The 12959-nt window shown below is 59.2% G+C and carries 10 protein-coding genes; 9 read left to right on the forward strand and 1 reads right to left on the reverse strand.

Annotated features, from left to right (window positions below; genetic code table 11):
* Window positions 1-70 precede the first annotated feature (70 nt).
* Window positions 71-1327, reverse strand: a complete 1257-nt coding sequence (icd, locus tag HBO23_RS25610) for an NADP-dependent isocitrate dehydrogenase (protein WP_017137506.1) — start codon at window positions 1325-1327, stop codon at window positions 71-73.
* Between the two features lie 493 nt (window positions 1328-1820).
* Here icd and HBO23_RS25615 point away from each other — a divergent pair, with 493 nt between their 5' ends.
* The 9 genes from HBO23_RS25615 to aceA all read left to right on the forward strand — a co-directional run bounded on the left by HBO23_RS25615 (window position 1821) and on the right by aceA (window position 12440).
* Window positions 1821-4046, forward strand: a complete 2226-nt coding sequence (locus HBO23_RS25615; RefSeq protein ID WP_170040220.1) for an NADP-dependent isocitrate dehydrogenase — start codon at window positions 1821-1823, stop codon at window positions 4044-4046.
* A 211-nt stretch (window positions 4047-4257) separates the two neighbouring features.
* Entirely contained in the window at window positions 4258-4704 is a 447-nt protein-coding gene (locus tag HBO23_RS25620; protein ID WP_169988258.1) for an NUDIX hydrolase, read from the forward strand.
* Window positions 4705-4763: 59 nt separating this feature from the next.
* A complete protein-coding gene (gene mnmA / locus HBO23_RS25625) occupies window positions 4764-5888 on the forward strand; it encodes a tRNA 2-thiouridine(34) synthase MnmA (protein ID WP_017137509.1) in 1125 nt (374 codons plus the stop codon).
* On the forward strand, window positions 5885-6508 hold the full coding sequence (gene hflD, locus HBO23_RS25630) for a high frequency lysogenization protein HflD (protein ID WP_017137510.1): 624 nt from the start codon (window positions 5885-5887) through the stop codon (window positions 6506-6508). The genes mnmA and hflD overlap by 4 nt, the downstream gene beginning before the upstream one ends.
* A 123-nt stretch (window positions 6509-6631) precedes the next feature.
* Entirely contained in the window at window positions 6632-8002 is a 1371-nt protein-coding gene (gene purB, locus HBO23_RS25635; RefSeq protein ID WP_170040222.1) for an adenylosuccinate lyase, read from the forward strand.
* Window positions 8003-8087: 85 nt separating this feature from the next.
* A complete protein-coding gene (locus HBO23_RS25640; protein ID WP_017137512.1) occupies window positions 8088-9254 on the forward strand; it encodes a cupin domain-containing protein in 1167 nt (388 codons plus the stop codon).
* Window positions 9247-9669: a GNAT family N-acetyltransferase gene (locus HBO23_RS25645; protein ID WP_017137513.1), complete on the forward strand. Its 423-nt coding sequence runs from the start codon at window positions 9247-9249 to the stop codon at window positions 9667-9669. The genes HBO23_RS25640 and HBO23_RS25645 overlap by 8 nt, the downstream gene beginning before the upstream one ends.
* A 212-nt stretch (window positions 9670-9881) precedes the next feature.
* Entirely contained in the window at window positions 9882-10619 is a 738-nt protein-coding gene (locus HBO23_RS25650; protein WP_138453639.1) for a secretin N-terminal domain-containing protein, read from the forward strand.
* A gap of 495 nt (window positions 10620-11114) precedes the next feature.
* Complete coding sequence (gene aceA / locus HBO23_RS25655) at window positions 11115-12440, forward strand: isocitrate lyase (protein WP_003219577.1); 1326 nt, start codon at window positions 11115-11117, stop codon at window positions 12438-12440.
* The last annotated feature ends 519 nt before the right edge of the window (window positions 12441-12959 follow it).

Here is a 12959-nt window from a genome sequence, read left to right on the forward strand (position 1 = left end):
TAAGCAATACGACACAAAAAAGCCGGCCATTCTGAGTCATCAGAATGGCCGGCTTTTTTACAGCAGCGCTTTACATATGCGCAATCAACGCATCACCAAACCCTGACGACGACACCAGCTTCGCGCCATCCATCAAACGCTCAAAGTCATAGGTCACGGTCTTCGCCGAAATCGCGCCATTGGTGCCTTTGATGATCAAATCCGCCGCCTCAGTCCAGCCCATGTGCCGCAGCATCATTTCCGCCGACAAGATCAGCGAACCCGGGTTGACCTGATCCTTGCCGGCATATTTAGGCGCAGTACCGTGGGTGGCCTCGAACATTGCCACGGTGTCGGAGAGATTGGCCCCCGGCGCAATACCAATACCACCCACTTCCGCCGCCAGCGCGTCAGACAGGTAGTCACCGTTGAGGTTAAGCGTGGCGATCACATCATATTCCGCCGGGCGCAGTAGAATCTGCTGGAGCATGGCATCGGCAATCGCGTCCTTGACCACCACATTCTTGCCGGTCTTCGGGTTTTTGAACTGCATCCACGGGCCGCCGTCGAGCAGGGTCGCGCCAAATTCTTTTTCGGCAATACCGTAGGCCCACTCTTTGAAGGCACCCTCGGTGAACTTCATGATGTTGCCTTTGTGCACAATGGTCAGCGAATCACGATCATTATCCACTACATATTGCAGGGCTTTGCGCGCCAGGCGCTCGGTGCCTTCCTTGGAAACCGGCTTGATGCCAATGCCGCAGTCCTGGTCGAAACGGATCTTGGTAACGCCCATTTCTTCCTTGAGGAACTTGATCACCTTGATGGCTTCCGGCGAACCAGCCTTCCACTCGATACCGGCGTAAATGTCTTCGGAGTTTTCACGGAAGATGGTCATATCGACGTCGCCAGGCTTCTTGACCGGGCTGGGCACGCCTTCAAACCAGCGCACCGGGCGCAGGCACACATATAAATCGAGCTGCTGACGCAGGGCCACGTTCAGCGAACGGATGCCGCCGCCAACCGGCGTGGTCAGCGGGCCTTTGATGGAAACCACGTAATCCTTGACCGCATCCAGGGTTTCCTGGGGCAGCCAGGTGTCCTGGTCGTAGACTTGAGTCGCCTTCTCGCCGGCATACACCTCCATCCAGGAGATTTTGCGTTTTCCGCCGTAGGCCTTTTCAACAGCTGCGTCGACCACCTTGATCATCACCGGGCTGATGTCGACGCCAATACCGTCGCCTTCTATATAAGGGATGATCGGTTGGTCAGGAACATTGAGAGAATGGTCTGCATTGACGGTGATTTTGTCGCCGACTGCCGGAACCTGAATCTTCTTGTATCCCATGCTGAACTCCATCTATGGATTGAACATCTGGCTGCGTTCGAGCCTACTCCAGATAAATGGCGACTGAAACCTCACGCCATGCTCATTTGCATCGAAAACAGCATAATTTGTCGCCTACAAGCCTGAAAGCAAAGACAAAATCGCCAATCTTGAGCACATCGTGCGACTTTGGTCGCAGTCTGGGCCCTGCGACCTTTAGACCAATGGACGACACACCTTTTGTATGAAGGCTCGGCGTAAGCATAGCGACCTATGTATAATGCCGCCGCTGACCAAAGAGTCACGACGGCGGACCGCTCTAGAACAAAGCCTTACGCTACAAAGCAGGACTAATACAATAGTCCACCCGCTTGACGCTCGACTGATGCAACCCAACATCACCGCGAAGAAACCTCGACATTTCGCTCATGGATGACTTTGAACGAACGCGCTCCACCCGGCGCATCTCGAGTTTCTGCGCACGCTTTCAGCAAAGAAGAGAGTTAATCCGAATATGCCCACCCGCTCGAAGATCATCTACACCTTCACCGACGAAGCCCCAGCCCTCGCCACCTATTCACTGCTGCCTATCGTAGAGGCCTTCACCGCTTCCGCTGATATTGCCGTGGAAACCCGCGACATTTCCCTGGCCGCGCGCATCCTCGCAAGCTTCCCCGAGCAACTGGGCACCAAGGCTATCCCGGACCACCTCGCCGAACTGGGCGACCTGGCCGTTACGCCTGAAGCCAACATCATCAAGCTGCCTAACATCAGTGCTTCGACCCCGCAGCTGCAAGCGGCGATCAAGGAACTGCAGGCCCAGGGCTACGCCCTGCCGGACTACCCGGAAACCGTAACCACCGACGCGGAAAAAGAAACCCGCGCACGTTACGACAAGGTCAAGGGCAGCGCCGTGAACCCGGTACTGCGCGAAGGCAACTCCGACCGCCGCGCACCGCCGTCGGTCAAGAACTACGCGCGCAAGCACCCGCATAAAATGGGCGCCTGGGCTGCGGACTCCAAGTCCCACGTGGCCCACATGAGCAACGGCGACTTCTACGGCAGCGAGAAAGCCGTACAGATCGAAGCGGCTGACGCCGTCAAGATCGAACTGATCGCCAAGGACGGTACCGCTACCGTCCTGAAAGAAAAAACCAGCTTGCAGGCTGGCGAGATCATCGACACCGCCGTGCTGAGCAAGAATGCCCTGCGCAGCTTCATCGCCGCTGAAATCGAAGACGCCAAGAAACAAGGCGTACTGCTGTCGGTCCACTTGAAAGCCACCATGATGAAGGTCTCCGACCCGATCATGTTCGGCCAGATCGTTGCCGAGTTCTATAAAGACGCACTGGCCAAGCACGCTGTCGTGCTGGAGCAGATCGGCTTTAACCTGAACAACGGCATCGGCGACCTGTACGCCCGCATCAAGGCCCTGCCGGCCGATCAGCAAGCGCAGATCGAAGCCGACATCCAGGCGGTGTACGCCGCTCGTCCGTCCCTGGCCATGGTCAACTCGGACAAAGGCATTACCAACCTGCACGTGCCGAGCGACGTTATCGTCGACGCCTCGATGCCTGCCATGATCCGTGACTCAGGCAAAATGTGGGGCACCGACGGCCAACTGCACGACACCAAGGCCGTGATCCCGGATCGCTGCTACGCCACCATCTACCAGGCAGTGATCGAAGACTGCAAGGCCAATGGCGCCTTCGACCCAACCACCATGGGCAGCGTGCCGAACGTTGGCCTGATGGCGAAAAAAGCCGAAGAGTACGGTTCCCACGACAAGACCTTCCAGATCAAGGCTGACGGCGTGGTCCGCGTCACCGACAGCAAGGGCAACCTGCTGATGGAACAGGCTGTCGAAGCCGGCGACATCTTCCGCATGTGCCAGACCAAAGACGCGCCGATCCAGGACTGGGTCAAACTGGCCGTCAACCGTGCTCGCGCCAGCAACACCCCGGCCATTTTCTGGCTGGACCCTAAGCGTGCCCACGATGGCGTGGTGGTCGAGAAAGTTCAGGCTTACCTGAAAGACCACAACACCGAAGGCCTGGACATCCGCATCATGTCGCCGGTCGACGCGATGAAGTTCACCCTGGAGCGCACCCGCAAGGGCCTGGACACCATCTCGGTGACCGGTAACGTTCTGCGTGACTACCTGACCGACCTGTTCCCGATCATGGAACTGGGCACCAGTGCCAAGATGCTGTCGATCGTGCCGCTGATGAACGGCGGCGGCCTGTTCGAAACCGGCGCCGGCGGTTCGGCTCCAAAGCACGTGCAGCAACTGGTTGAAGAGAACTTCCTGCGCTGGGATTCCCTGGGCGAGTTCCTGGCCCTGGCCGCGTCCCTTGAGCATTTGGGTGTCACCTACAACAACCCGAAAGCCCTGGTGCTGTCCAAGACCCTGGACCAGGCCACTGGCCAGTTCCTGGACAACAACAAGTCGCCATCGCGCAAAGTCGGCAACATCGACAACCGCGGCAGCCACTTCTACCTGGCGCTGTACTGGGCTCAAGCCCTGGCCGCACAGACTGAAGATGCTGCACTGCAAGCGCAGTTTGGCGAACTGGCCAAAACCCTGGCCGACAACGAGGCAACCATCGTTGCCGAGCTGAACGCCGTACAGGGCAAGCCAGTGGACATCGGCGGCTACTACGCGCCGAACCCGGAGCTGACCAGCAAAGCCATGCGCCCAAGCAACACCCTCAACGCGGCCATTGCCAAGTTGAAGTAAGGTTGTAAGGATGCAAAGAAGCCCCGGCCCCGTGCCGGGGTTTCTGTTTGTGCCCCCGATTTCATTGAACAACCCCGATCAAATGTGGGAGCTGGCTTGCCTGCGATAGCGGTGGTTCAGCTGCATCTGGGTCAACTGACAGACTGCTATCGCAGGCAAGCCAGCTCCCACACTGAACGAGTTTCTTCAGTCACTACACATTGAGGCACCTATGACCTGGCAACCCCACATCACCGTCGCCACCCTCGTCGAAGACAACGGCCGCTTCCTGATGGTCGAGGAACTCAAGGGCGGCCGCGCCGTGCTCAACCAGCCGGCCGGCCATCTGGACCCGCATGAAACCCTCACCGAAGCTGCCGTGCGTGAAACCCTCGAAGAAACCGGCTGGGACGTCGAGGCCACCGGCATTGTCGGCATCTACCTGTACACCGCTCCCAGCAATGGCGTGACTTATCAGCGCGTGTGTTTTACCGCCAAGGCCTTGAAACATCACCCCGACTACCAGCTCGATGAAGGCATCGTCCGCGCCCGCTGGCTGACCCGTGAGGAGCTGATGGCCCTGCGCGACGACTGGCGCAGTGAGCTGATCATCCGCTGTATCGATGATTATCTGGCCGGCCAGCGCCATAGCCTCGAATTGATCCGCCCTTCTCTTTAGCCTTGCGGGCGTGAGCCTGTTAGAATCGCGTCCTTTTTCAAGACACCCGTTGAAACCCTATGCGTGATCCAGCCCCTTCTGACACACAAAAGAAGCGCGTCATCGTCGGCATGTCCGGCGGCGTGGATTCTTCCGTTTCCGCCGTTCTGCTCATGGAGCAGGGTTATGAGGTGGAAGGCCTGTTCATGAAGAACTGGGAAGAAGACGATGGAACGGAATATTGCACCGCCATGGACGACCTGGCCGACGCCCAGGCCGTGTGCGACAAGATCGGCATCAAGCTGCACACCGCCAATTTCGCCGCCGAGTACTGGGACAATGTGTTCGAGCACTTCCTGGCCGAATACAAGGCCGGCCGTACGCCGAACCCGGACATCCTGTGTAACCGCGAAATCAAGTTCAAGGCGTTCCTCGACTACGCCATGATCCTCGGCGCCGACCTGATTGCCACTGGCCATTACGTGCGCCGTCGCGATATCGATGGCCGTACCGAACTGCTCAAAGGCCTGGACCCGAACAAGGACCAGAGCTACTTCCTGCACGCCGTGGGCGGTGAACAGATCGCCAAGACCCTGTTCCCGGTCGGCGAGCTGGAAAAACCCGAAGTGCGCAAGATCGCCGAAAAACACGGCCTGGCTACCGCCAAGAAGAAGGATTCCACCGGGATCTGCTTTATCGGCGAGCGCCGCTTCAGCGACTTCCTCAAGCAATACCTGCCGGCACAACCTGGCGAGATCAAAACCACCGACGGTGAAGTGATCGGCCGTCACCATGGCTTGATGTACCACACCATTGGCCAGCGTCAGGGGCTGGGCATCGGCGGCCTTAAAGACGCCGGTGAAGAACCCTGGTACGTGCTGGTCAAGGACCTGGAAAACAACGTGCTGGTCGTCGGCCAGGGCAACGAGCACCCGCTACTGTTCTCGGGCGCGCTGCTGGCCTCGGAAATCTATTGGGTCAACCCGATCGACCTGAGCACGCCACGCCGCCTGACCGCCAAAGTGCGCTATCGCCAAAGCGACCAGCCCTGCACCCTGGAAAAAACCGCCAGCGGCTACCGCGCCACGTTCGATGACCCGCAACGCGCGGTCACGCCCGGCCAATCGGTGGTGTTCTATGACGGTGAAATCTGCCTGGGTGGCGGCGTGATTGAAGTCGCCGAAGCCTGGAGCAACCCGGCATGAGCCCGACCCAGGAGCAATTGACGGCGCTCGGCGGAGTTTTCCTCGCCGCGGTGCTGGTCGACAAGATTGCCAAGACCGGCCAGGTGACCGAGGCAGGCCTGACCTGCATGCTCGGCAGCCTGCTGATTCGCGACCCCAAGGACACACTGGAAGTCTACGGCGGTGATGATCTGGCGCTACGCGAAGGCTACCGCGCGCTGATCGGCGCCCTGGAGCGCGACCCAAGCACCTTGCAACGTGAGCCGTTGCGCTATGCGCTGTCGATGCTCGGACTTGAACGGCAACTGGCCAAGCGTGACGACCTGCTCGAAACCATCGGCAAACGCCTGCCGCAGATTCAGTCCCAGGTGGAGCACTTCGGCCCGGCCCACGAAAACGTGATTGCCGCCTGTGGCGCGCTGTACCAGGACACGTTGAGCACCTTGCGCCAACGCATCCAGGTGCACGGCGACATGCGCAACCTGCAACAACCGAACAACGCCTCGAAAATCCGCGCCCTGCTCCTGGCCGGCATTCGTTCGGCGCGGTTGTGGCGCCAGTTGGGCGGTCATCGCTGGCAGTTGGTGATCAGCCGACGCAAATTGCTCAAAGAGCTTTACCCGTTGATGCGCAACGAATAAGTCGCAGCGACCCGTTTTTTATAGCCTCACGCGTAATACGCCGGTCAGTTGGCGACGGACCGGCGGATTTTTTCATGTATGATACGCGCCCCATTTCGTTGCCCGACTGTCCGAGAACACCCCATGCAGCTCTCTTCGCTCACTGCGGTTTCCCCTGTTGACGGCCGCTACGCCGGCAAAACCCAGGCCCTGCGCCCTATTTTCAGCGAATACGGTCTGATCCGTGCTCGTGTTCTGGTTGAAGTGCGCTGGCTCCAGCGCCTGGCCGCTCACCCTGCCATCAGCGAAGTGCCGGCGTTTTCCGCCGAAGCCAACGCTGTATTGAACACCCTGGCGGAAAACTTCTCCCTGGAGCACGCCGAGCGTGTGAAAGAGATCGAGCGCACCACCAACCACGACGTTAAAGCCATCGAATACCTGCTCAAAGAGCAAGCGGCCAAGCTGCCGGAACTGGCCAAGGTCAGCGAGTTCATCCACTTTGCCTGCACCAGCGAGGACATCAACAACCTGTCCCACGCCCTGATGCTGCGCGAAGGCCGTGATGACGTGATGCTGCCGCTGATGCGCCAGACCGCTGACGCCATCCGCGAACTGGCCATCCGTTTCGCCGACGTGCCGATGCTGTCGCGCACCCACGGCCAACCAGCTTCGCCGACCACTTTGGGCAAAGAACTGGCCAACGTGGTGTATCGCCTGGAGCGCCAGATCGCTCAAGTCGCCGCCGTGCCGCTGCTGGGCAAGATCAACGGCGCCGTGGGCAACTACAACGCCCACCTGTCGGCCTACCCGGAAATCGACTGGGAAGAAAATGCCCGCGCCTTCATCGAAGACGAGCTGGGCCTGGGCTTCAACCCCTACACCACGCAGATCGAACCGCACGACTACATCGCCGAACTGTTCGACGCCATTGCGCGCTTCAACACCATCCTGATCGACTTCGATCGCGATATCTGGGGCTACATCTCCCTGGGCTACTTCAAGCAGCGCACCATCGCCGGCGAGATCGGTTCGTCGACCATGCCGCACAAGGTCAACCCGATCGACTTCGAAAACTCCGAAGGCAACCTCGGCATCGCCAACGCCCTGTTCCAGCACTTGGCCAGCAAGTTGCCGATCTCGCGCTGGCAGCGCGACCTGACCGACTCCACCGTACTGCGTAACCTCGGCGTGGGCTTTGCCCACAGCGTGATCGCCTACGAAGCCAGCCTCAAAGGCATCAGCAAGCTTGAGCTCAACGCGCAGAAGATCGCCGCTGACCTGGATGCGTGCTGGGAAGTGCTGGCCGAGCCGATCCAGACCGTAATGCGCCGCTACAACATCGAAAACCCGTACGAGAAGCTGAAAGAGTTGACGCGCGGCAAGGGCATCAGCCCTGAGGCGCTGCAAACTTTCATCGACGGCCTGGACATGCCAGCCGCCGCCAAGGCCGAGCTGAAATTGCTCACCCCGGCCAACTACATCGGCAATGCGGTGGCCCAAGCCAAGCGCATCTGATTTAGCGCAAGCCCTCTTGAGACGCCCGGCCGCGCCGGGCGTTTTTATTCCTGTCTTAAAAGCGCTTTTTTTCAATAGGTTACACATGAATCCTGATATTCCTCTTCAACTTCTGGGCGGCATCACGGCACGCGAATTCCTGCGCGACTACTGGCAGAAAAAACCGCTGCTGATCCGTCAGGCCATCCCTGATTTCGAAAGCCCGATTGACGCCGACGAACTGGCCGGCCTGGCCCTGGAAGAAGAAGTTGAATCGCGCCTGGTAATCGAACACGGCGAGCGCCCATGGGAACTGCGCCGCGGGCCGTTCGCCGAAGATGCGTTCAGCACATTGCCAGAGCGTGAGTGGACCCTGCTGGTGCAGGCAGTCGACCAGTTCGTACCCGAAGTTGCCGAATTGCTCGGGCACTTCCGCTTTTTGCCCAGCTGGCGCATCGACGATGTGATGATCAGCTTCGCCGCACCCGGCGGCAGTGTTGGCCCGCACTTCGACAACTACGACGTGTTCCTGCTGCAGGCCCAAGGCAAGCGCAACTGGAAAATCGGCCAGATGTGCAATTCCGAAAGCCCGCTGCTGCAGCACGCCGACCTGCGCATCCTCGCAGAATTCGAACAGAGCGAAGAATGGGTGCTGGAACCGGGCGACATGCTTTACCTGCCGCCGCGTCTGGCGCACTTCGGCATCGCCGAAGATGACTGCATGACCTATTCGGTGGGCTTCCGCGCACCGAGCGCCGCCGAAGTGCTGACCCACTTCACCGACTTCCTCAGCCAGTACCTGACCGATGAAGAGCGCTACACGGACGCCGACGCCCAACCAGTCAGCGACCCGCACCAGATTCAGGCGGATGCACTCGACCGCCTCAAAGGTCTGTTGGCCGAGCACATGAGCGACGAGCGCATGCTGCTGACCTGGTTCGGCCAGTTCATGACCGAGCCGCGCTACCCGGAACTGGTCGCCGGTGAAGAATTGGGCGAAGAAGACTTTATCAGCAGCCTGGAAAACGGCGCGATTCTGGTGCGCAACCCGAGCGCGCGCATGGCGTGGTCGGAAGTGGACGATGACGTACTGCTGTTTGCCAGCGGCCAGAGCCGTTATCTGCCAGGCAAACTGCGCGAACTGTTGAAACTGGTCTGCTCGGCCGACGCCCTGCACAGCGAAAACCTCGGCACCTGGCTGGCCGACGAAGACGGTCGTGACCTGCTGTGCGAACTGGTCAAGCAAGGAAGCCTGGGATTTGCCGATGAATAAGATTCACGTAAGTGTCGCGGACTGGCAAAAGGATATCGCTGAGATTCGGCGCATTCGTGAGGCGGTGTTTATCGCTGAACAATCGGTTCCACCAGAGCTGGAATGGGATGCGGATGACGCCGACGCAATGCACTTTCTTGCATTCGAAGGCGATTTTCCGATTGGCACCGCTCGCCTGCTGCCCAGCGGCGAGATTGGTCGCGTGTCGGTACTCAAGGACTGGCGCGGACTGAAGGTCGGCGACAAGCTGATGGAAACGGTGATCGGCGAGGCCGAAAAACGTGGCCAGACCAGGCAGTTCCTGAGTGCGCAGGTGTATGCGGCGCCGTTTTATGAGCGGCTGGGTTTCAAGATCGTCAGTGACGAATTCCTGGAAGTCGGGATTCCGCACGTTGATATGGTGCGCGAGGGCTGATTCGAGATCGAGTCGCCCTTATCGCAGGCAAGCCAGCTCCCACAGGGGAATGCATTCCAAATGTGGGAGCTGGCTTGCCTGCGATAGCGCCATCAGCAACACCCAAAATGCCCTGCCTGCCAGGGCATTTTGCCGTCTACGATTCAACTTGCGACCCGCCAGGCCGACAAACTGGCACTATCAAGCCTAATTGACTCGCAGAGATAACGGACATGTCCCTACGCACCCTGCTCACCGCCCTGCTCCTCACTGCCAGCGCCTGCGCCATGGCCGACACCGAAGTCGTCAACCTGAGCAACCGCACCAGCGCCGACCTGCTGCCCGTCGCGCAGAACTTTATCGGCAAGGACGGCACCGTCAGCGCCTATGGCAACCAGCTTATTGTTAAAGCGGACCCCGGCAAGATCCAGGACCTGCGCGCCCTGCTCACGCAACTGGACACACCCGCCAAGCGCCTGTTGATCACCGTCGACAGCAACGAAAACAACCAGCAGAACAGCGGTGACAGCCAAACCCGCATCATCAGCTACGGCACTGCCAGCCGCGACGGCGGCATCCAGCAGATCCAGGCCAGTGAAGGCGTGCCCGCACTGATTCAGGTCGGCCAGAGCGTGCCACTGACCACCACGCAGCCTGACGCCTACGGCCGCCCGCAGAACCAGACCCAGTACCGCAACGTCACCCAGGGCTTTTACGTGACTGCCAGTGTCACTGGCGAGACCGTACACCTGGCTATCAGTACCAACCGTGACCGCATGAGCCAGGAACGTCCCGATGTAGTGAATATTCAAAGTACCGACACAACGGTCAGTGGCCGCCTGGGCGAATGGATCCCGCTGGCGGGTATCAATCGCGAGACCCAGGCCGATAAATCCTCTACAACCCGCAGCTACTCTACCCAGGGCCGTGATGACCTGACTTTGCGGGTCAAGGTCGACACCCTGAACTAAAGCACCAAAAACTGACTGGCGAGTCGCATTAGACTAAAGATGTAGTGCCTGAAAAATAGCACTACAAAACATTTGACGAGCCAAAAAAGCCTGTGCATGATGGCCTCGCTCCCGCTAATCAGAGGCCCTGGCAAGGGCCTTCGGATCGCCGCTCTAAGCTACCCACCTGAGCCGATTCGTGTCTGTACCGCCCACAAGGTGTGTTTGACGTTGGTTGCGACTGGAACGAAGTTGTCCCGAGGGACGGAAGCTAACCAGGTAACCCGGCTACACACTGATGGATCGTACCAAGGCCCACGATGCCCGAAGACTGTTCGCAGTTTGCCCTTACCTGCTCAACTCGCCCTCTCGCACTGCGTTTATCCCGTCGCCTTCCCCGCCAAACCCGACTTGACCGCCTAAGCTTCTGGTCAGCGAGCAGCCCTGCCCACGCATTGAATGCACGGCTGGCAAAACGGATGTTTTTCCAAACAAGACGCGACGAGGTTTTTCCCCATGGCACTGACACGCGAACAGCAAATTGCAGCCCTTGAAAAAGATTGGGCTGAAAACCCACGCTGGAAAGGCGTAACCCGCGCTTATTCCGCTGCTGACGTCGTCCGCCTGCGTGGCTCGGTTCAACCTGAGCACACCTTTGCAAAACTCGGCGCCGAGAAGCTGTGGAAGCTGGTCACCCAGGGTGCCAAGCCGTCCTTCCGCCCCGAAAAAGATTTCGTCAACTGCATGGGCGCCCTCACTGGCGGCCAGGCAGTTCAACAGGTAAAAGCCGGTATCCAGGCGATCTACCTGTCCGGCTGGCAAGTGGCAGCGGACAACAACTCCGCTGAATCCATGTACCCCGACCAATCGCTGTACCCGGTGGACTCCGTGCCGACCGTGGTCAAGCGCATCAACAACTCGTTCCGCCGCGCCGACCAGATCCAGTGGAAAGCCGGTAAAGGTCCGGGCGACGAAGGCTACATCGACTACTTCGCACCCATCGTGGCTGACGCCGAAGCGGGTTTCGGCGGCGTACTCAACGCCTACGAACTGATGAAGAGCATGATCGAGGCAGGCGCTGCCGGCGTGCACTTCGAAGACCAACTGGCGTCGGTGAAAAAATGCGGCCACATGGGCGGCAAGGTACTGGTTCCAACCCAGGAAGCCGTACAAAAGCTGACCGCAGCACGCTTGGCCGCTGACGTTGCCGGCACGCCGACCATCATCCTGGCGCGTACCGACGCCAACGCGGCAGACTTGCTGACCTCCGACTGCGACCCGTACGACCAGCCGTTCGTAACGGGCGAACGCACCCAGGAAGGCTTCTATAAAGTGCGCGCCGGTCTCGACCAGGCGATCGCCCGTGGCCTGGCCTACGCGCCTTACGCCGACCTGATCTGGTGCGAAACCGCCAAGCCGGACCTGGACGAAGCGCGTCGTTTCGCCGAAGCGATCAAGAAGGAATACCCGGACCAACTGCTGTCCTACAACTGCTCGCCTTCTTTCAACTGGAAGAAGAACCTGGACGACGCGACCATCGCCAAGTTCCAGCGCGAACTGTCGGCCATGGGCTACAAGCACCAGTTCATCACCCTGGCTGGCATTCACAACATGTGGCACAGCATGTTCAACCTGGCGCACGACTATGCCCGTAACGACATGACCGCCTACGTGAAACTGCAGGAGCAAGAGTTCGCTGACGCCGCCAAGGGTTACACCTTTGTGGCGCACCAGCAGGAAGTGGGCACCGGCTACTTCGACGACATGACCACCGTGATCCAGGGCGGCACCTCGTCCGTGACCGCGCTGACCGGCTCGACCGAAGAAGAGCAGTTCCACTAAGTCGCGAGTAAACGGCCAGTGCGGCCCCACGGAAGACCTAACCGCACTGCCGCTTGATCTGACGCCCCGACTGGTTCGGGGCGTTTTTTTGCCTGTTTGATAACACCACACCTCACCTGTGGGAGCTGGCTTGCCTGCGATGGCGGTGGGTCAGTGACAGATTTTCAACTGACCCACCGCCATCGCAGGCAAGCCGGCTCCCACATCGACCGTGTCGACCCTGAAGGTTTTGCGCAAAACATTGACCTAGGGCGCTATTTGCCTGAATCAAATCGGTTAAAAGATCCCCTCCAGCAACTAGCAGCAATCACGCAAGTAACAACAACTTCCCGCGCCACACGAGAAACATTCGCTTAAATCCTGCGCAAACAATATTCATTATCATTTAGCCGATGAAAACTTCTTTACCGCTTAAACAAAACACATTTGATTAAATGCCCGCTAATCCCCGCCCCACAAGGGCTACAGCCCCAAGAAGGTGCACTATGTGCTTATTCCATCGAATAATTTCGCTATAGG

Source organism: Pseudomonas sp. WS 5532 (assembly GCF_012985445.1).
Taxonomy (GTDB): Bacteria; Pseudomonadota; Gammaproteobacteria; order Pseudomonadales; family Pseudomonadaceae; genus Aquipseudomonas; species Aquipseudomonas edaphica.

Bases quoted from the DNA above. Each gene is read 5' to 3' on its own strand.
- icd (WP_017137506.1), bottom strand. From the start codon at position 1,327: ATGGGATACAAGAAGATTCAGGTTCCGGCAGTCGGCGACAAAATCACC.
- HBO23_RS25615 (WP_170040220.1), top strand. From the start codon at position 1,821: ATGCCCACCCGCTCGAAGATCATCTACACCTTCACCGACGAAGCCCCA.
- HBO23_RS25620 (WP_169988258.1), top strand. From the start codon at position 4,258: ATGACCTGGCAACCCCACATCACCGTCGCCACCCTCGTCGAAGACAAC.
- mnmA (WP_017137509.1), top strand. From the start codon at position 4,764: ATGCGTGATCCAGCCCCTTCTGACACACAAAAGAAGCGCGTCATCGTC.
- hflD (WP_017137510.1), top strand. From the start codon at position 5,885: ATGAGCCCGACCCAGGAGCAATTGACGGCGCTCGGCGGAGTTTTCCTC.
- purB (WP_170040222.1), top strand. From the start codon at position 6,632: ATGCAGCTCTCTTCGCTCACTGCGGTTTCCCCTGTTGACGGCCGCTAC.
- HBO23_RS25640 (WP_017137512.1), top strand. From the start codon at position 8,088: ATGAATCCTGATATTCCTCTTCAACTTCTGGGCGGCATCACGGCACGC.
- HBO23_RS25645 (WP_017137513.1), top strand. From the start codon at position 9,247: ATGAATAAGATTCACGTAAGTGTCGCGGACTGGCAAAAGGATATCGCT.
- HBO23_RS25650 (WP_138453639.1), top strand. From the start codon at position 9,882: ATGTCCCTACGCACCCTGCTCACCGCCCTGCTCCTCACTGCCAGCGCC.
- aceA (WP_003219577.1), top strand. From the start codon at position 11,115: ATGGCACTGACACGCGAACAGCAAATTGCAGCCCTTGAAAAAGATTGG.